An 18,231-nucleotide genomic window follows, 5' to 3' on the forward strand; every position below is an offset into this window, starting at 1 on the left:
GGCTTAATGTATTCATCATGGGTGTAAGTTCCATGACAAGCAGATTACAGTTTTATGGCAATTTCTTGAACATTCAATTTGGTATCACGCCTGATTCAATATAAAGCAACGATTTCATACAGATTTAGTCAGATGATTGTTTTAAAATATTCACAAAATGGGATTATTTAAGTTCTATGACGACTACGCCATCGCACAGTAAACTCCAACCTAAATTCTATTTATTGGTTTTTTTAGTTTCGATCGGCTTTTTCATGCAAGGCTTAGATACCACGATTATCAATACCGCTTTGCCTGCTATGGCAGAAAGCCTGCAAGAAAATCCATTAAAAATGCATGGCATCGTGATTAGCTATGTCTTGGCAGTTGCTGCGTGTATTCCTTTAAGCGGTTGGTTGGCAGATCGCTTTGGGGTACGAAATATCTTTTTTGCAGCAATCGTGATTTTTACCGCTGCCTCATTGGGCTGTGCACTGTCCAATGACTTCAATCTGCTTATTGTATTTCGAGTTATTCAAGGTATCGGTGGCGCATTACTGGTTCCAGTCGGGCGACTCGCTATGTTAAAAATCATCCCTCGTGAGCAGTTTCTTTCTGCAATGAGTTTGATGAGCTTGGCGGGATTACTCGGTCCATTAATGGGTCCGATCTTAGGCGGTTGGTTGGTCGAATATGCCTCTTGGCACTGGATTTTTTTGATTAATTTACCCATCGGTATTTTAGGCACTTTTGTCACCTTTAAAGCCATGCCCAATGTGGCTGAAGCATCGGTAAAATCCTTTGATTTCAGTGGCTTTATTCTATTGGCGATTGCAATGGTGGGAATGGCTTTAGGGATTGAAAATATTGCCAGCAATGAAATCTCCAAAAGCCTGAGCTTAGGCTTACTTTTCGCTGGGATAATCTCAGCCTTGGTCTATGCCTATCATGCCCATACCCATAAAAATGCATTGTTTCGTAGTCGACTGTTTAAAAATAAAATTTATACCATCGGTGTACTCGGTAATTTCTTTGCACGCTTTGGTGGAAATGCCGTTCCCTTTATTTTGCCACTGATGCTCCAAGTTGCATTTAAAATGGAACCTTTTATGACTGGGGTAATGATGACCCCAATTGTACTCGGTTCATTATTTTCTAAACCCATCATTCGCCCGATTTTACAACGTACCGGTTATCGTCCATTTCTTCTGGTCAATACCTTATTGATCGGTGCATGTATTGCCAGTTTTGCCTTACATACAGCGGATACCCCGACATGGTTAGGTGTGGTGCATTTCTTTATTTTTGGTGTACTCAACTCGTTACAATTTGTGACCATGAATACCCTTACGCTTAAAGATCTCCCTCAACAGGATGCCAGTAGTGGGAATAGCTTTTTATCGATGATTATGATGTTATCAATGAGTATTGGGGTTGCTTTGGCAGGTACTCTACTCAATGCATTTACAGGCTATTTTAGTGAAGCGCATATAACACAAGCATTTCACTATACCCTAATTTGCTTAGGTGCGATTAACATCATTACGGCGTTGATATTCTTTCAAATTCCCAAAGATGCGCAAATTTAAGTGTTGCAATTTTTATTCAGCCATCGTTTTTTAGAACCAAAGCACGTTAAACTGATCCATCTGGATATTTAGAAAAACCATGTCAAAATACGCTGCGAAAAAACACAAACAGCAAAAAATCACTCGCAATAGCTCAGTTTTAGCGATCGCACTTTTCTGCTGCGTCATACTCGGGACTTTGTTTTTTGTTCATAATAATGCCGCCTTGGCTGAAGCCTATCCGATTAAAGGTTTCGATGTTTCACATCATCAAGGTGATATTGATTGGAAAAAAATCTCTCCGCAGCACTATCAGTTTGTCTATCTCAAAGCCACTGAAGGTGGCGATTATCAAGATGATAAATTTCAGCAGTATTGGTTAGAAGCACGTGAACGTGGTCTACGTGTGGGGGCTTATCACTTCTTTCGTTTATGTCGTGATGGTGATATTCAAGCACAAAATTTTATCAAAACAGTGCCAAATAAAAGCAATGCCTTGCCCCCTGTGATGGACTTGGAATATGACAGCAGTTGTATAAACACCTATACCAAAGAAAAATTAATCAAACACATCAAAAGTATGCATGATCAATTGCAAAAGCATTACGGTAAACAACCGATTTTTTATACCTCTAAAATCTTTTACAACATGGTTTTAACAGGTGAGTTTAAAGATACACCGATTTGGATTCGTGAATATAAAGATAAGCCTGATTTAAAAGACCAACGTACATGGACATTTTGGCAACAGAGCAACCAAGGCAAAATTCAAGGCATCGAGAAAAATGTCGATTTAAATGTATTTTATGGTGATGCAGAACAATGGCAGCAGTTTTTACAGAAAAATAAGTTGAATTAAGCGCAATCAAGATCATTCATGACATAAGCTGTCGCATATTCTTTACAAAATTTAAATTCATCAATAGAAACAAATCAAGATCGGTTAGAATAATCACACAGCGTTTCAACACTGTGTAATTCATGAGAAAAATCATCCATATTGACATGGATGCATTCTATGCATCTGTAGAGCTACTCGACCGTCCTGAATTAAAGCATCTGCCTGTGGTGATTTCCTCACATCATCCTCGGGCTGTGATTGCTGCTGCATCCTACCCAGCGCGTCAGTTTGGATTACGCTCTGCCATGTCGATGTCTCAGGCAAAAAAACTCTGCCCTCAAGTCTATGTGATTGAACCGAATTTTGAAAAGTATCGTGACGTTTCTGTAAAGATTCATGAGATTTTTCAGAAATACACTGCGCTTATCGAACCTTTATCTTTAGATGAAGCTTATTTAGATGTCACTGAAAATTTACAAAATATTCCCAGTGCCACTGAAGTGGCGGAACGAATTCGAGCTGATATTTTTCAACAAACAGGGCTTACGGCTTCAGCAGGTGTGGCACCGAATAAATTTCTTGCCAAAATTGCCTCGGATTGGAATAAACCCAATGGCATTTGCATCATTAAACCGACCCAAGTTCAACATTTTATCCATGATTTACCCCTGAAAAAAATTCCCGGTGTCGGTAAAGTCACTCAGGAAAAACTGAAAAGCTTAAACTTAGAGACTTTGGGGGATTTGCAAAAAATTGAAGAAAATATACTGATCCATCATTTTGGCAAATATGGTAAACAGTTGTTTTTATATGCCCAAGGTATTGATGATCGCCCAGTACAAGCCGAACGACAACGTCAGCAAATTTCCAAAGAAACCACATTTGATGATGATCTCAGCCTTGAACAGTGTTCAATCTATTGGGACAATTTAATTGAACGTGTTTGGCTCAGTTTAGAAAAAAAACACATGCAGGCTCGCGGTGTCACCGTTAAGTTAAAACTCAAGAATTTTCAGGTTTTACAGCACAGTAAAAGTTTTAGAACCGCACTTCAATCGCAACAAGAAATGGTTCAGGTCACTCAAATATTATTAAGCGAAATGCAAATTCCTGAGCATTTCCAATTCCGTTTAATCGGAGTGGGTTTGTATCAACTGACAGATCAGCAAGATGAAGCACAATTGTCATTATGGTAAACATAAATGAAAAAGACATGTGCGACTTCAGCTTAAATCTTTTACTTTATATCAGAAATAAAATCGTGAATTAATCTGGCCACTTGATTTGCGTGTACATTGGCCAAATCATGTTCCCCTTGTTCAATGATATGCAATCTGGAATGCTGAATTTTTTCATGCAAATATTTACCCACGCCCACAGGGCTAATGGGATCTGCATCTCCCCAGAGTAACAGGACTGGGTACGCTATTTTGTATAATAAATCATCTAAATGGGATTGATGATCGACAAACCAATTGGACACTGCAAATGTTTGCTGATAATTCCCTCGCCAATCCGCAAGCTGAAAAGGGCTTAAATCAATTCCACCAGAGCTTGCAACCAAAACCAAAGCTTTGATCAATTCAGGTTTTTGTAATGCTGCTTGAACTGCAAAAACACCTCCCATAGATTGAGCAATCACAATACAGGGCTGTTGAATTTGGTCGAGAATATAGCCCTGTAAATCGTCAAAACTATCAATATGCGGATGCTCTGGATACCCAGCAAAACTTGGATAGGCCATCACTGTTTTTTGATGATCGGCTGAAAGCTGCTGCATAACAGGTTGCCAAAACGCTGTACTTCCCGATGCACCTGGTAAAAAAATTAAATGCATTCACCCATCACCTTGATATACAAAATTTAATCATCACTCTTTAGTTTAGCGCGTTGAAAAGCAGGACGCTGCTGAATTCGTTCAGCATATGCAGCCAGTCGAGGGGTTTTATTTTTGGTTCGTTGTTGCATGGCAATCACGGGAAAACTCATTTGAATGTCGGCAAAAGAAAACTCACCTGCGGCATAGTCATGTTGACTAAAATAAGCTTCCAAAAAGGCTGCATGCTCTTTTAAACGAGGATTGCTAAAGCCGCCACGGACACCTTCTGAAATTTTCTTTGCAATAGGACGAATTAAAAAAGGAATATGTTTTGGCATATTGGTCATGACCAAGGTCATCAACAAATAAGGCATTAAAGAACCCTCGGCATAATGCATCCAGTAGTTATATTGCATTAAGTCTTTAGGATTCTGAGGCTTAAACTGATTTTTTGTATCATAGGTTGCTTGAAGATAATCTAAAATCACAGCAGATTCTGCAATAGTCAGGTCACCATCGGTCAATACAGGTGACTTTCCAAGCGGATGAACTGCTTTTAACTCAGGGGGCGCAGCGAAAGTAGGCAAGCGCTTATAGTGCTTAATCTGATATTCAAGTCCCAGCTCTTCTAAAGCCCAGATAATACGGAGTGAACGAGATTGATCTAGGTGATGTAATGTAATCATTGTATTGCCTCAGTTTTTATCATTCGACTATAAATTGATCTCAACTTTTCAACAATTCTATTACTGTATTTAAATCATTTTTTTATCAACTTTGTTTATACTCTAGATTCAATATTGGTTATTCTGAGAATAAAAATGAAGTCACTTATCCCGTTAATTTTCTTCTTTATTTGTTCAAATCTATATGCATATCAACCCAAGCTTATGTTACTGGGATCTCTTGAGAATAAGGGTGAGTCCTTTATTGATGTAAATGCACATCAAAAAATTCGTGATTCGTTTAAGCAAGCTGTCATCTATGATAAATATGCCAACCCTATTAAAGATGAGCAAGGTGCAACATATCAATCAGTTATTAAACAGCTTATTGTAGATTGCACAGGAAAAACCATCGCCATTCGGGGCGCTGATTACTTTGCAGGAAAAACATCAAACAGTAAATTAGTGAAAAAATTTGATGACATTACCTTGAGCCATGATGGTGAAACGGGAGCAGCTTTTTATTCCTTTGACGACTTAGAGTTTAAAGCCTTGAATCAAGATAAGTTCTATAACAAAATTTATGCAAACACCTGTAAATAAAATAATTTTTGAATAATCTTACTGGCAGAAAAAAAGATATTTTGTTTTTATACAAAATATCTTTTTACGGATCAGCGACAACGACCATATTTACATGGCGGTTTTTACATAGCCGTTTTTTAAATAATCGTGGTATTGATTTCCACACTACGCAATAAAGTCTTGGTCACTGGGGTTTTTTGGCAAATGTCTAACACTTTTTGATGCAACTCTTCAGACAACGGAGTGGCAAAAGACAAGCGACGCTCGACCCATTCTTTCCCCTCTTTATTGGCATTAAAATCAGCTTCAACTGTAAACTCACCCAAATCAAGACCTTTGTGTTGAGCATACATACGCAAAGTAATCATGGTACATGAGATCAAACCTGAACAAATAAAATCATAAGGCGCTAAGCCCTTGTCTTGCCCACCGAATGATTCTGGTTTATCGGTAATCAGTTGATGTTTTCCACTCACCACCTCACCTGACCATGGTTCTGGATAGGTTTTTACCTTTGCATTTGCAATAATTGCCATTTTATTTTCCTTTAATCTTTAAATTTTTAGTGAATGCCAGTTTAAATAAAAACTTGTAAACGCAACACTTGCGCTAAAGGATGATCAAGCACCTCTTTAACGCAAATTATTTAGTTTGAATCCCTGTCTAAAGATCGATAATGCGCAATGCAGCACATCACTTCGATGCTCGCATCTTGTCTGGGAATGCTGGTGCTTCTAAACGTGGACCATCATAATCAGGGATCGTTCCGAAACGGGCATCCTGATTTGCCCATTGCTCTGTTGCTGTTTTTAGTTCTTCCTGTGTTCTGCCCACAAGATTCCACCACAATAAAATAGGCGACTCAAAAGGTTCACCACCAATCAACAGTAAACGCGAGCCTTTTGGTAACTCAACCTCAATCTGTGAAATTCCAGGTTCTATCACTACCATATTGTCACTATTTAAATCATGACCATTTACTGTTGCTTCACCTTCTAATGCCATAAATCCATATTCAAAATGAGGATTCAGTGGAATACGTGTCTTGGTTGATTCTTTTGCAAAAAAATCGATCCCCACTAATTCCGTATGCACTTTGACAGGAGATTTGGTATTCATGAATTCACCGACTAAAACTGTAAATTCGATATGGTCCTGCTCTACGATGGGTAATTCTGGATAATGATCAAACTGCGGTGCCATATTGATCTTATCATCAGGCAATGCAATCCAAAGCTGTGCAGCATGCATTCTTGTTTCAGTATCGGGAGCAACTTCTGTATGGGAAATTCCATAACCAGCAGTCATTAGATTCACTTGTTTAGGACGAATCAATTGTTTAGAGCCGATGCTGTCTGTATGCATCATCGTCCCTTCGATCATCCAAGTGAAGGTTTGTAATCCAATATGTGGGTGCGGTCCAACATCCAATCCATCTCCCTGAGGAAATACGACTGGGCCAGCGTGATCTAAAAAGCACCATGCGCCAATCATGCGTTTTTGACGACTGGGTAATGCACGTTTAATGACGGTGCCTTTGCCTATTTCTGCTGAACGGATTGGAAAATCTTGAATGAACTGATTCACATATTTTTCACAATCGTCAGAGTTAGAAATCTCGGTATAGTTGGTATTGGTCATTTTGTTATCCTAAATTTGTCCATCAGCTCAGGACGTTATTGCAACATCTACAATTTCATTTTATTTAGCTTATCGGTTTTATATACATCGACCTATAGCTATCTTAATACGCTGAATACCATGAATAGGACAATAATAGTTTGGTTTTTGTTATGCAGTTTCTGATTACAAGATCTGGGAGCAATACTTTACCAAGTTGAATATTCTCTGAAATGTTTATAGGCCCGTCATCACCCTATAGCATGTTCAAAGTCTTGATCGAATTAAGCAGAAGGTGGTGGCGTAAGATCTACAAATAAGCCTGTGAAACGGCGAACCAGAGGTAAAAAAATTAATACTGTGGGAAAGGCAATCATCCATGAAAATAGCCAGACGCTAAACCATTTCGCAAAAAATCCATCGAACCACCCCACATTTTTCCATAAGTTAATCATGAAAATGGTTGCACTCATCAAAGCTGAGAGTATCAACGGCATAATCCACCCTGCATATTTTACTGGTAATTTCGGAATTCCAGCAAAAATCATGGCAGGCTTATGTTGATCGGGTCTATTTTCGATCTTGATCTCTGGTTTTAAATCACGCATTTTTCTTCACGTTCTGCTTTAAGTTTTTCATAAATTGTTTAACTGCGGGTTCAAAGTCTTGAAATAGCACATGATCACGGTGGGTAATCATCACCTCTAAAAAGAGTTTTAATCCTACCGCAAACGCTTTAGTGGTTTCTTCATCAAAAAACTCAGCAGCTTTTAAGCGCTCTACGATTTGGAAAATATCATCGTGATTACCCACATTAAATTCGATATTTTCATCGTAGGTTGATGGATGACCTTGCGCATCTGCAACATGTTGCACAGTTACATAATATTGATGTTGTTTCATAAGATTTCTCTAACTTGTTAAATATTCGGCTGGGTTTAATGTAATGTCGTACTAAATTTAATATCCAAAACATCAATATCAAACGCTTGAAAAACCTGTTCCAGTGAAGCGATCAATGATGCTTTATTGATCTGGGTTAGGTCGGCACATTGGATATTGAGTGACTCCACTTCGGATAAATAAGGCAAAGCATATTTGGCTTCATCTCTGCCATGCAGATTTTGTGTAATCAAACCGACTTTCTCTAAATCGCTCACCACTCGATATATGGTCGATAAGCTGATCTGCTTATTTTGTACATATAACTGCTGATAAATCTGCTTTGCTGTCAGTTGTGTTTTTTGGTCCAACAGCGCTTTGAATACAATCACTCTTGCTTGGGTCACTTTTAAATTTGCATGACGCAGTTTTTGTTGTACCTCAATACTCATGTCTCACCTAAACCTTCTATTGCCCCATTATTGCACTGTTATAAACGTCCAATTTCTACTGCAGCTTGATCAATTTTTTCAGCGACTTGTCTAACTTGCTCAGCATCAAAATCTTTACCCTTGAGCTTTAAGCGTAATGATGTTTTTAAGTTTTCCATCGCACGATGAATATCCAAATATTGGTCGTTTTCATGAATTTCGCGTCGAGTTTCCAAACGCTCTAATAAGTGTTTGATATGTGCATGCTGCTCTTTTAAATGTAATTTTCCAGCATCAGTAATGTGATATTGCTTACGATCACCTTCTGTATTTTCAGCATGCACAAAACCAATTTCTTCAAGATAGGTCAGGGTTGGATAGATTGTGCCTGAACTTGGAGTATAGCCTCCACCGACCAGATCACTGATGGCTTTGATAATTTCATAACCATGCTTTGGCTGTTGCTGTATCAGATGTAAAACCAAAAGCTTCATTTTACCCGATTCAAACAACCGACCTCGTCGCCCACCATAGCCTCGTTCGGTATGCTGTTCACGATGCTCAAAATCATTTTGTGAATGATCATGTCGCTCTGATTTCATCTTTATTTTTCTCAAATTGATTAATTTATGCATTTTAAGATATATCTTAATAAGTCTTAAGGCAAGACAATAGAACAAAATCAATTATAATATTTTGATAAATAATAAATTAAATAATTTTGAATCGATCTATCTTAAAAATTTAAGACATAAAAAAGACCGATTAAAAACCTTTAAACTGAATCTATTGGCTATTTTTATTGTTGTTATGGATTGCTTAAAGCTTGACTCAGTTACCCATTTTTTAAGCATTGTTTTTATGTCATGGCGCAGCAAACTTTTAATTTTCAGATCTTTAGCCTTGACATAGAGATTAATTTACATACAATGCGATTTGTAACAAAAAATTAATATTTTTATAACAAAAGGGTCACACAATGTTTAAGAAAACTTTATTTGCTGCATTACTTGCTAGTTCTTTTGGGTCTGCACATGCATACCAAGCTGAAATCGGTGGTTCACTCGGTATTGTTGATCCAGATAAAGGGGATACCTCTACTGGTTTTGCTATTGATGGAACATATTATTTTAACCCTGTTCAAGTTAAAAATAACCCATTAAACGAAGCTGCCTTTCTAGATCGCGCAAGCAACGTAAATGCTGGAATTAGCTATATCGATTATGATGCCTACGATGTAACAGCTTATGGTGTTGGTATTGAATATTTCGTTCCAAATACCGATTTTTATGCAAGTGCTGCTATTGGACGCTCTACAGCTAAGGCCGATCATGTCGATGATTTAGATACAACAACTTACTCTGCTGAAGTAGGTTACTTGCCAATCCCGGGACTTTTGATTGCAGTGGGTTTAGCAGGCTATGATAATGATTTTAATGATGATATAGATCCAACTATCCGTGCTAAATATGTCACTCAAGTGGGTCGCTATGACATGAATTTTGAAGGTGGTGCAAGCTTTGGTGATACCGATGCTTACAGCGTAGGTACGGATTTATACCTAGATAAAACTTTCAGTGTCGGATTGGCTTATTCAGGTAGTCGCACTGATGGTACTGATGAAGACAGCTTTACAATTCGTGCAAAAAAATTCTTTACTCAACAAATCAGCTTAGAAGGTTCTGTTGATTTTGAAGATGACGATAATATCTATGGTCTACGTGCTGCTTACCGCTTCTAATTATTGTTAAAACTTAAAAAACCGCTCTTGTATAAGCGGTTTTTTAATCTCTAAATTTACTGTTCTAAATGCAGCATTCTTAACTGCAAACTCACATTGCCATTAAATTGATTTTTATCCAATTCATACACGATACGTACCATATCTTGCATGGGATCAAAATTGAATTTATCACGTACATTAAAGGCAATCGCATCAATCGGTTGGCCATTTTCCAAAGCTAAACGCAATTTCAGATGCACTTCCTTTAACCAACGATAATCGATGACTTTAAAACGCCCTTCAAATACCGGTGCAGGAAACTTTTGCCCCCACGGTCCCAATTGCGCCAAAGTATCTACAGTTTGCAGTTGAAATGCCTGAGCAGGTAATTCACCATCTGTCCACAAAACCGCTTGGAATAGTGCATCATCTGATTGAGCAACCAACTCAGTAAAACGTTGTTTAAATTCTTCAAAATGTTGCTTTTGAATGGTCAAACCCGCCGCCGCTGCATGCCCACCAAAATGACTAATCAAATCAGGATATTGCTCGGCAACTTTTTCAATACTGTCTCGAATATGAATACCATCAATCGAACGTGCGGAACCTTTGATATGAATCCCATCTTTATCCGCCGCAAATACAATACTGGGGCGATGAAATTGTTCTTTTAAACGCCCTGCCACAATACCAATCACCCCTTGATGCCAATGCTCTTCAAACATGACCAGCGCTGCGGGTAAATGATCTTGATCAAGCTGTAGATTTTCCAGCGCTGCCAAAGCTTCTTGTTTGATCTCCGACTCAACTTGACGGCGTTCTAAGTTTAAATCATTGAGCTGGCGTGCCAAAGTGTGGGCTGTTTGCATATCCGTTGCCAAAAGACATTCAATACCAATGTCCATGGTTTCCATACGCCCTGCTGCATTAAGACGAGGCCCTAACACAAAACCTAAATCAGAGGCTTTTAACTCAGCAGGATCACGCGCTGCAATGTCTAATAAGGCACTAATCCCAGCACGACATTGATTCTGTTGAATCCGTTTAACCCCCGCATCCACTAGGATACGATTGTTATGGTCGAGGCTGGCAACATCGGCATAAGTGCCCAAAGCAACCAAATCCAAATATTGCGGCATTTTTGCAGCCGGCTTACCCAGTTTTGTCCGATGGCTACTTAACTTTGCCAATAGGTAAAATGCCACACCGACGCCAGCCAAAGCCTTACTTGGAAATTCGCAACCTAACTGATTTGGATTGACAACCGCTTCAGCTTGAGGCGTTTCCTTGGTCGTTAAATGGTGATCGGTGATAATCACCTGCATTCCATATGACTGCGCTTGTGCTACCCCTGCATGACTGGAAATTCCATTATCGACCGTAATTAATAGATCAGGCTGATATTTTTCAAAAGCCAAATCGGCAATTTTAGGAGTTAAGCCATAACCATATTTAAAGCGATCTGGAACGAGGTATTCAACATTGGCGCCCATTTCTCGTAAAGCCAGCATCATCAGCGCGGTACTGGTGGCACCATCTGCATCATAATCGCCGACAATCACAATTTTTTTATGTTGATCTAAGGCTTGATCAATAATTTGAATGGCTTGCTCCAAACCTTTCATTTCTGGTGCAAGTAAATATTTAAGCTTTAAATCTAATTCTTGTTCAGTTTGCACACCACGACGGGCTAAAATTTCAGCAATAAAGGGTAACACGCCCTGAAAATTTTCAGGGCGTGTGATCAATGGTCGTTGTTTAATTTGTAATTTTTGCATTTATGGCATCAAACGTTGTATTGTCCAAGATCCACCTACTTTTTCATAAGTTAGGCGATCATGTAAGCGATTTGGGCGGCCTTGCCAGAATTCATAATACGTCGGCTCTAAACGATAGCCTCCCCAAAATTCGGGTTTAGCCAATTCATTTTTTTCAGCCACTTGATCATACAATGCTTGAAAACGCTGTTGTAAATGTTCACGACTTTCAATCACGCCACTTTGTGGGGTGCTGATATGTGCTGCAATTTGGCTATCACGCGGACGTTTATGATAATAATCAGTAGATTCTTGTTCAGATATTCTCTGAACTTGACCACCCACACGAACCTGACGTTCTAACTCAGGCCAATAGAATAGCAATTCTGCATAAGGATTTTCAGCTAAGTCTAAGCCTTTTTGACTGTCATAATTGGTATAAAAATCATAACCAGCCTCGGTAGCACCACGCAATAACACAGTACGCACATGTGGACGCCCTTGTGCATTTGCGGTTGCCAACGACATTGCATAGGGTTCATGCAGTTTTGCTTCTAAAGCCAAATTAAACCAATTGAGAAACTGTGCATGAGGATGAGCATCCACCTGCTCCTCATGGAGTTCACCTTTTTGATAAGTAAGGCGAAGCTCACTTAACTCTTTAATTACATCACGCATGAAGCAAAACCTTCTACAGACGATACAATATTTTAAGCCGCATTTTGACGAACAGCATCTGCTAAATGATTTGCCAAATCAGTTACTTCTTGCAGATTATCGCCTTCTACCATAACACGGATGATCGGTTCCGTCCCTGACTTACGAATTAAAATTCGCCCACGTCCTTTAAGTGCTGCTTCTACTTTATCAAACTCGGCAACCAATGCTGGCACTGCGAATGGGTCAAACATTTGTTCAAGGCGAACATTGACCAAAACATTGGGTAAAGTTTTAAAATCTGCAACCAATTCATCTAAAGCTTTATTCTGTTCGACCAATACTGTTAACACTTGTAGGGCTGCAATGATTGCATCGCCTGTTGTGCTCTTGTCTAAAGTCAAAATATGACCAGATGGTTCGCCACCAATCACCCAGTTGTTTTCTTCTAAATTTTGCAATACATAGCGATCACCCACTTTAGCACGTACAAAAGGAACTTTGGCTTTTTCAAGTGCTAACTCTAATGCCATGTTACTCATCACTGTACCCACGATACCCGCCGGTTTTTGAGATGCTTGGGTTGCTAAAATATACAGAATATGGTCGCCATCAATCAATTTACCAAAACGGTCAACCAAAACCACACGATCTGCATCACCATCAAAAGCAATACCTAAATCTGCTTGATGCTCAATCACGGCTTTTTGTAAATTTTCAGGATGCGTAGAACCACAATCCTTATTGATATTTAAACCATCTGGTTCGTTATAAAGCGCAATAACTTTTGCGCCTAATTCACGAAATACTGCTGGGCCGACGCTATACGCTGCACCATTGGCACAATCCACCACAATTTTTAAATGGCGTAAATTGAAATGATACGGGAATGTCGATTTACAAAACTCGATATAACGACCATTGGCATCTTTAACACGCACACTCTTACCTAAGTTTGCGGTGTCTTCAATGATGATATCGTTCTCAAGCTCTCGGTTAATCGCATCTTGAATCGTATCTGGGAGCTTTTTCCCTTCATCTGAAAAGAATTTAATCCCATTATCAAAATAAGGGTTATGCGAAGCAGAAATCACGATCCCTAAGTTGGCATGCAATGCGCGGGTTAAATGAGCAATTGCAGGGGTCGGCAAGGGTCCAAGCAAATGTACATAAACACCTGCCGCATTGAGACCCGCCTGTAAAGCAGCTTCAAGAATATAACCCGATAAACGAGTATCTTTACCTAAAACCACAATCGGTTTTGATTTGGGGCTAATTTGCTTTAATACTTTCCCTGCCGCAAATCCGAGTTTAAGTGCAAATTCTGGGGTAATTGGGAGTTCACCAAATTTTCCACGAATCCCGTCTGTTCCAAAATAACTCATCTTTTACCCACTTATTATGTGTTGTATAACAATCAATTTTTAAGGTTTACTACTTTACACCAAAATAAAAAAGCCGTCATAAACTGACGGCTTTTTCCAATCAAAATATTACAAAAGATTAACCTACACGATAGTTCGGTGCTTCTTTGGTAATCGTTACATCATGCACATGTGACTCTTGCATACCTGCAGCGGTGATTTTCACAAATTTTGCATTTTGACGTAAGTCTTGAATGGTTGCAGAACCAGTATAGCCCATAGATGAACGTAATCCACCCATCATTTGATGTACGATATTGCCCATTGGACCTTTGTACGGTACGCGGCCTTCAATCCCTTCTGGGACCAATTTTTCAGCGCCTGCTTTCGAGTCTTGGAAATAACGATCGGCAGAACCCGTCGCACCAGCCATTGCACCCAAAGAACCCATACCACGGTATGCTTTATAATAACGGCCTTGGAAGAATTCAACTTCACCAGGTGCTTCTTCAGTACCCGCCATAAGTGAACCCACCATAATCGTGCTTGCACCAGCACCAATTGCTTTGGCCATATCCCCAGAGAAACGGATACCACCATCAGCAATCAATGGAATTTGATCTTTCAATGCATTGGCAACACTGTCAATTGCAGAGATTTGTGGCATACCAATACCAGCAACGATACGTGTCGTACAGATTGAACCAGGACCAATACCTACTTTCACTGCATCTGCACCCGCATCAAGTAATGCCAAAGCAGCATCACCCGTTGCGATATTACCGCCAATCACTTGGACTTGAGGGAAGTTTGCTTTCACCCAACGTACACGCTCGATCACACCCGCAGAATGACCATGCGCCGTATCCACTACAATCGCATCAACGCCGGCTTCAACCAAAGCTTCAACACGACTTGGGGTTTCTGCGCCAGTACCCACTGCAGCACCAACACGTAAACGACCTAATTCATCTTTACAGCTATTTGGATAAGATTCCGCTTTACGGAAATCTGTAACTGTAATTAAGCCTTTTAATGCATTGCTTTCATCAACCACCAATACTTTTTCAATACGGTGTTTTTGCAATAATGCTTGAATATTTTCTTTCGATTCATTTTCACGAACAGTCACAAGACGATCTTGCCCTGTCATGATATTGCTTACTGGTTGTTCCAAGTTCGTTACAAAACGAGTATCTCGGCCAGTTACAATCCCAACCACTTTGCCATCTTTAACGACAGGTACACCGCTGATGTTGTTGGCTTGTGTAATTGCCATCAAATCACGGATCGTGGTTTCAGGTGTCACGGTAATTGGATCTTTCACCATTCCCGCTTCGAATTTTTTTACACGGCGAACTTCTGCAGCTTGTGCAGAAATATCCATGTTTTTATGTAAAATACCAATACCACCGTTTTGCGCCATTGCAATCGCCATACGTGACTCAGTCACAGTATCCATTGCTGCTGAAACCATAGGGATGTTCAGTTGAATGCCGCGTGTGAGGCGTGTCTTTAGAGAGACATCTTTTGGGAGGATAGTAGAATAGGCAGGGAGTAATAAGACATCATCGAAGGTTAGCGCTTCTTGAACGATGGTCAACATAACAGTCTCGCTGGTAATTTCCGTGAGCTATTATATACAAATTTCCGTTCAATTTTCATTTTTTATTGTGCGGATTTATCTTATTCTCGATCACACTTTATTTTTCAGTATCTTATTGAAATAAAAATGGGCTTTGAATATAAAATTATCGTGGATTTAACACCACAGTAAACTGTCGACTTACAGTCTCTGCCTGATATCCTAAATTTTCCCACTTTAGCGTTAACACACCTGATCAAAGTCTTCATCATTGCTGGGTGTAGCGACTTCTATTTCGATCAGGGGAATTAAACCATAGCCTTGTCTTGCTTTTGCACATTGTGAATCCCCAGCATGTACCTGTTTGCATGAAGAACTCCGTTGCTCATACATACTACAGCTGACTTGCTGTCCAATCTCACCCTTTAATGCCACACAACGCGGTTGCTTTTGATTGGTGCCCTGCATACAAGAATACACGGCTGTCAAAGGTTCGACATAATCTGGTGGCATGGCTTCTCCTTCTGCCCAATAAAATGAGACTCGGAAAAAGGCGCAACACGCCCCGCAACTTAAGCACGCATCCTGTGCTGAGATTTGTGACAACATTTTTTTAAGATTCTCGTTATCAATTTAAAATTTTGGCAAGAAAATCCTAAAAAAAGTCGCACTCAAACTCAATATCTTTTTTGAATTTTTTATTGCGGACAGGTAAACACTGACTCATCCATCAAATCGACACCACATTGTAAATTTTCGATCCAGTCTAAAAACTGATGAATCATCTCTTTACCAATAAACGGCTTACCATGCTGCGGCACAATCATTTCAATATCCATTTGACGCACCATTTTCACCCATAAACGGATCACCCGATTGGTACACATATAGCGCTGATGAAAACCATGCATGGTTGGAATGTGCATTGCAAAATCTTCAATTGGTTTCGAGGCATCATCAACAATCGATGCACCCATATCACCTGAGAATAAAATTTTTGAAATTGGATCGTAAAACTGGAAATTTCCAACGGAATGTAAGAAATGCGCAGGAACCACGATAATGCGCGTTTCTCCCAATGGAATAGAACCACCTTGGTCAGGCAATTCGATCAGACGTTCTAACCAGCCCCCTTTCATACGGTCACTCATAAATGCTGAGTTTAAATGAGGTAAAAAGCGCGCCCATAATTTAGATGCGACCACTTTGGCATCGGTATAGACCAACCAGCGTGGCATTGAGGTAATAATGTCTGGGTCTTGGTGAGATGCCATGACATAGTCTAGATTTTGTAATCGGGTGTATTTATTAAGCTCCATGGTCAGGGGGACATAGGTCAAATCACCGCCTGGATCTAATACTGCTGCACGTTCATTATTTAAAATAAGAAACTGATTGGCTTGTACACCTTCACCTTTCACCAAACTGGTAAAACTTATACATTTATGAGTGCCATTATCAAACAAAACTTGCGACGTGGTGCGATCTAAAGCCATACCAGAAACCCCAAAACCTTTTTTAAAATAAATCTTTAGTTATCCCATACAACATATAAGGTTTTCTTCAAAGTTACAATAAATCTACAACCTAAGTTTAAAGATTATTTGTGTCATCATTCTCAGAATAATAAAAAACCCAACATTAAGTTGGGTTTTCAGCTTTAAAAATAGATGCCTTTATTGATGTTCAATCAGCTTGGAAAATTGTGCTTAAAAAAAGTAATGCTGAACTAAAGCGGCGACACCAATAATAAAGAAGATTGCAGCTCCAATTTTATGAATCAAAGCAATAGGTAATTTATCTGCCAATTTATTCCCAATAAATACAGCAGGTGCATTGACCAGCATAATCCCCAATGTCGTACCTATGGTTACCCAACCGATACTGTCAAAGCGTGCAGCAAGTGCCACTGTGGCGATTTGGGTTTTATCCCCAATTTCTGCAAGGAAGAATAATACAAAGGTTGCACCAAAGACCCCATATTTTTGCCATTTATTAATACTTTCAGATTCATCATCCAATTCATCTGGAATCAGCATCCACCCGGCCATACCAATAAAGCCAAGTGACACAATCCAAAGTAACACTGTCGGGCTAAGGACTGTGGTAATCCACTGACCAAGCACAGCCGATACACCATGATTGACAATGGTTGCTAATAAAATTGCAATTAAAATAGGAATAGGTTTACGAAAACGTGCAGCAAGAAGTAATGCGAGCAGTTGTGTTTTATCGCCCATTTCGGATAAAGCGACAACCACTAAAGAGATGAGGAAGGCATTTAACATTTCAAAGTCTCTGGCTAGCAATATTTACCGATGACTTACCCCTCCTGCTAGCCAATATGAATAGTCGCCTATTCAACGCGGAGTGATAAATCAAAGGTCTTGCCAACAAAAGATAGCTGAGTAAACACCTTCAGCTAAATTGGTTCTTTGCTATGATGACCATACTCTGTTGAGTAATTATGTTGATCATCACCCATTTATCATCTCGCAGATGACAAACAGCGGCTACTCCCCAATGAAGTACAGCTATTCTACAACGCTTTATCAATCATTTTCAATTTTTAAAAATTAAAAAATTTAAAGCTCAGATAAACTTCAAAAAATATCGTGCCAAAGCATTTTTAATGCCCGCAGAGGATGAATTCAATTTCGTTTCTTCACTAAAAATAAGCTCTCGATTTTGCTATAGGCAATTTCCATGATGAGCCCTGCAAGTTGATTTAACAATATAGTCAACCTGTCCAAAA

20 protein-coding genes and 1 riboswitch are annotated in these 18,231 nt (G+C 39.4%); of the genes, 5 read left to right on the forward strand and 15 right to left on the reverse strand.

Annotated elements, in window-relative coordinates; genetic code table 11:
• Window positions 1–176 precede the first annotated feature (176 nt).
• The 3 genes from mdtD to dinB all read left to right on the forward strand — a co-directional run bounded on the left by mdtD (window position 177) and on the right by dinB (window position 3,584).
• Complete coding sequence (gene mdtD / locus FY049_RS15445; protein ID WP_446083973.1) at window positions 177–1,568, forward strand: multidrug transporter subunit MdtD; 1,392 nt, start codon at window positions 177–179, stop codon at window positions 1,566–1,568.
• A gap of 79 nt (window positions 1,569–1,647) precedes the next feature.
• The gene (locus FY049_RS15450) at window positions 1,648–2,406 is read left to right on the forward strand and encodes a glycoside hydrolase family 25 protein (protein WP_446083974.1); all 759 of its coding nucleotides are present in this window, start codon (window positions 1,648–1,650) and stop codon (window positions 2,404–2,406) included.
• Window positions 2,407–2,528: 122 nt separating this feature from the next.
• Window positions 2,529–3,584 (forward strand): DNA polymerase IV, encoded by a 1,056-nt coding sequence (gene dinB, locus FY049_RS15455; protein WP_446083975.1) that lies wholly within the window; start codon window positions 2,529–2,531, stop codon window positions 3,582–3,584.
• Between the two features lie 41 nt (window positions 3,585–3,625).
• Here dinB and FY049_RS15460 read toward each other — a convergent pair whose 3' ends face one another.
• Window positions 3,626–4,225, reverse strand: a complete 600-nt coding sequence (locus FY049_RS15460; RefSeq protein ID WP_446083976.1) for an alpha/beta fold hydrolase — start codon at window positions 4,223–4,225, stop codon at window positions 3,626–3,628.
• Between the two features lie 26 nt (window positions 4,226–4,251).
• Window positions 4,252–4,893, reverse strand: a complete 642-nt coding sequence (locus FY049_RS15465) for a glutathione S-transferase family protein (RefSeq protein WP_446083977.1) — start codon at window positions 4,891–4,893, stop codon at window positions 4,252–4,254.
• Between the two features lie 135 nt (window positions 4,894–5,028).
• On the opposite strand from FY049_RS15465, the gene FY049_RS15470 reads away from it, so the two are divergent.
• Window positions 5,029–5,475, forward strand: coding sequence for a surface-adhesin E family protein (locus FY049_RS15470; RefSeq protein ID WP_446083978.1), 447 nt, complete (start codon window positions 5,029–5,031; stop codon window positions 5,473–5,475).
• A 119-nt stretch (window positions 5,476–5,594) separates the two neighbouring features.
• Here the strand turns inward: FY049_RS15470 and FY049_RS15475 are convergent, their stop codons facing one another.
• The 6 genes from FY049_RS15475 to FY049_RS15500 form a co-directional block, all read right to left on the reverse strand.
• Window positions 5,595–5,993, reverse strand: coding sequence for an OsmC family protein (locus tag FY049_RS15475; protein ID WP_004718587.1), 399 nt, complete (start codon window positions 5,991–5,993; stop codon window positions 5,595–5,597).
• Between the two features lie 157 nt (window positions 5,994–6,150).
• Window positions 6,151–7,098: a pirin family protein gene (locus FY049_RS15480; RefSeq protein WP_034611289.1), complete on the reverse strand. Its 948-nt coding sequence runs from the start codon at window positions 7,096–7,098 to the stop codon at window positions 6,151–6,153.
• 263 nt (window positions 7,099–7,361) lie between these two features.
• Complete coding sequence (locus FY049_RS15485; protein ID WP_446083979.1) at window positions 7,362–7,685, reverse strand: DUF2798 domain-containing protein; 324 nt, start codon at window positions 7,683–7,685, stop codon at window positions 7,362–7,364.
• Entirely contained in the window at window positions 7,678–7,980 is a 303-nt protein-coding gene (locus FY049_RS15490) for a DUF3861 domain-containing protein (RefSeq protein WP_270383082.1), read from the reverse strand. The genes FY049_RS15485 and FY049_RS15490 overlap by 8 nt, the downstream gene beginning before the upstream one ends.
• A gap of 35 nt (window positions 7,981–8,015) precedes the next feature.
• The gene (locus tag FY049_RS15495) at window positions 8,016–8,411 is read right to left on the reverse strand and encodes a Fur family transcriptional regulator (protein ID WP_056517184.1); all 396 of its coding nucleotides are present in this window, start codon (window positions 8,409–8,411) and stop codon (window positions 8,016–8,018) included.
• Between the two features lie 38 nt (window positions 8,412–8,449).
• The gene (locus tag FY049_RS15500) at window positions 8,450–8,992 is read right to left on the reverse strand and encodes a PadR family transcriptional regulator (RefSeq protein ID WP_166782950.1); all 543 of its coding nucleotides are present in this window, start codon (window positions 8,990–8,992) and stop codon (window positions 8,450–8,452) included.
• Between the two features lie 377 nt (window positions 8,993–9,369).
• Here FY049_RS15500 and FY049_RS15505 point away from each other — a divergent pair, with 377 nt between their 5' ends.
• On the forward strand, window positions 9,370–10,131 hold the full coding sequence (locus FY049_RS15505) for a putative porin (RefSeq protein WP_004718597.1): 762 nt from the start codon (window positions 9,370–9,372) through the stop codon (window positions 10,129–10,131).
• Between the two features lie 56 nt (window positions 10,132–10,187).
• Here the strand turns inward: FY049_RS15505 and recJ are convergent, their stop codons facing one another.
• The 7 genes from recJ to FY049_RS15540 form a co-directional block, all read right to left on the reverse strand.
• Window positions 10,188–11,891: a single-stranded-DNA-specific exonuclease RecJ gene (gene recJ / locus FY049_RS15510; RefSeq protein ID WP_446083980.1), complete on the reverse strand. Its 1,704-nt coding sequence runs from the start codon at window positions 11,889–11,891 to the stop codon at window positions 10,188–10,190.
• Window positions 11,892–12,548 (reverse strand): pyridoxamine 5'-phosphate oxidase, encoded by a 657-nt coding sequence (pdxH, locus tag FY049_RS15515; protein ID WP_446083981.1) that lies wholly within the window; start codon window positions 12,546–12,548, stop codon window positions 11,892–11,894. It lies immediately after the preceding gene.
• Window positions 12,549–12,580: 32 nt separating this feature from the next.
• Window positions 12,581–13,912 (reverse strand): phosphoglucosamine mutase, encoded by a 1,332-nt coding sequence (gene glmM / locus FY049_RS15520; protein ID WP_004718603.1) that lies wholly within the window; start codon window positions 13,910–13,912, stop codon window positions 12,581–12,583.
• Between the two features lie 118 nt (window positions 13,913–14,030).
• Complete coding sequence (gene guaB / locus FY049_RS15525) at window positions 14,031–15,497, reverse strand: IMP dehydrogenase (RefSeq protein ID WP_446083982.1); 1,467 nt, start codon at window positions 15,495–15,497, stop codon at window positions 14,031–14,033.
• 222 nt (window positions 15,498–15,719) lie between these two features.
• On the reverse strand, window positions 15,720–16,085 hold the full coding sequence (locus tag FY049_RS15530; RefSeq protein ID WP_081407361.1) for a YkgJ family cysteine cluster protein: 366 nt from the start codon (window positions 16,083–16,085) through the stop codon (window positions 15,720–15,722).
• A gap of 89 nt (window positions 16,086–16,174) precedes the next feature.
• Window positions 16,175–16,972: an MBL fold metallo-hydrolase gene (locus FY049_RS15535; protein ID WP_004718609.1), complete on the reverse strand. Its 798-nt coding sequence runs from the start codon at window positions 16,970–16,972 to the stop codon at window positions 16,175–16,177.
• A gap of 213 nt (window positions 16,973–17,185) precedes the next feature.
• Window positions 17,186–17,764 (reverse strand): TMEM165/GDT1 family protein, encoded by a 579-nt coding sequence (locus FY049_RS15540; RefSeq protein WP_446083983.1) that lies wholly within the window; start codon window positions 17,762–17,764, stop codon window positions 17,186–17,188.
• Window positions 17,765–17,852: 88 nt separating this feature from the next.
• Window positions 17,853–18,010: riboswitch (yybP-ykoY riboswitch) on the reverse strand.
• Window positions 18,011–18,231: the final 221 nt, after the last annotated feature.

The sequence above is a fragment of the Acinetobacter sp. 1125_18A genome (genome assembly GCF_052824985.1).

Excerpts from the sequence above, each read along its gene's own strand:
- FY049_RS15530 (WP_081407361.1), bottom strand. The coding sequence starts at position 16,085 with ATGTTGTCACAAATCTCAGCACAGGATGCGTGCTTAAGTTGCGGGGCG.
- FY049_RS15450 (WP_446083974.1), top strand. The coding sequence starts at position 1,648 with ATGTCAAAATACGCTGCGAAAAAACACAAACAGCAAAAAATCACTCGC.
- FY049_RS15465 (WP_446083977.1), bottom strand. The coding sequence starts at position 4,893 with ATGATTACATTACATCACCTAGATCAATCTCGTTCACTCCGTATTATC.
- FY049_RS15485 (WP_446083979.1), bottom strand. The coding sequence starts at position 7,685 with ATGCGTGATTTAAAACCAGAGATCAAGATCGAAAATAGACCCGATCAA.
- FY049_RS15535 (WP_004718609.1), bottom strand. The coding sequence starts at position 16,972 with ATGGCTTTAGATCGCACCACGTCGCAAGTTTTGTTTGATAATGGCACT.
- recJ (WP_446083980.1), bottom strand. The coding sequence starts at position 11,891 with ATGCAAAAATTACAAATTAAACAACGACCATTGATCACACGCCCTGAA.
- glmM (WP_004718603.1), bottom strand. The coding sequence starts at position 13,912 with ATGAGTTATTTTGGAACAGACGGGATTCGTGGAAAATTTGGTGAACTC.
- FY049_RS15470 (WP_446083978.1), top strand. The coding sequence starts at position 5,029 with ATGAAGTCACTTATCCCGTTAATTTTCTTCTTTATTTGTTCAAATCTA.
- FY049_RS15475 (WP_004718587.1), bottom strand. The coding sequence starts at position 5,993 with ATGGCAATTATTGCAAATGCAAAGGTAAAAACCTATCCAGAACCATGG.
- FY049_RS15505 (WP_004718597.1), top strand. The coding sequence starts at position 9,370 with ATGTTTAAGAAAACTTTATTTGCTGCATTACTTGCTAGTTCTTTTGGG.
- FY049_RS15480 (WP_034611289.1), bottom strand. The coding sequence starts at position 7,098 with ATGACCAATACCAACTATACCGAGATTTCTAACTCTGACGATTGTGAA.
- FY049_RS15500 (WP_166782950.1), bottom strand. The coding sequence starts at position 8,992 with ATGAAATCAGAGCGACATGATCATTCACAAAATGATTTTGAGCATCGT.
- mdtD (WP_446083973.1), top strand. The coding sequence starts at position 177 with ATGACGACTACGCCATCGCACAGTAAACTCCAACCTAAATTCTATTTA.
- FY049_RS15495 (WP_056517184.1), bottom strand. The coding sequence starts at position 8,411 with ATGAGTATTGAGGTACAACAAAAACTGCGTCATGCAAATTTAAAAGTG.
- FY049_RS15540 (WP_446083983.1), bottom strand. The coding sequence starts at position 17,764 with ATGTTAAATGCCTTCCTCATCTCTTTAGTGGTTGTCGCTTTATCCGAA.
- guaB (WP_446083982.1), bottom strand. The coding sequence starts at position 15,497 with ATGTTGACCATCGTTCAAGAAGCGCTAACCTTCGATGATGTCTTATTA.
- pdxH (WP_446083981.1), bottom strand. The coding sequence starts at position 12,548 with ATGCGTGATGTAATTAAAGAGTTAAGTGAGCTTCGCCTTACTTATCAA.
- FY049_RS15490 (WP_270383082.1), bottom strand. The coding sequence starts at position 7,980 with ATGAAACAACATCAATATTATGTAACTGTGCAACATGTTGCAGATGCG.
- dinB (WP_446083975.1), top strand. The coding sequence starts at position 2,529 with ATGAGAAAAATCATCCATATTGACATGGATGCATTCTATGCATCTGTA.
- FY049_RS15460 (WP_446083976.1), bottom strand. The coding sequence starts at position 4,225 with ATGCATTTAATTTTTTTACCAGGTGCATCGGGAAGTACAGCGTTTTGG.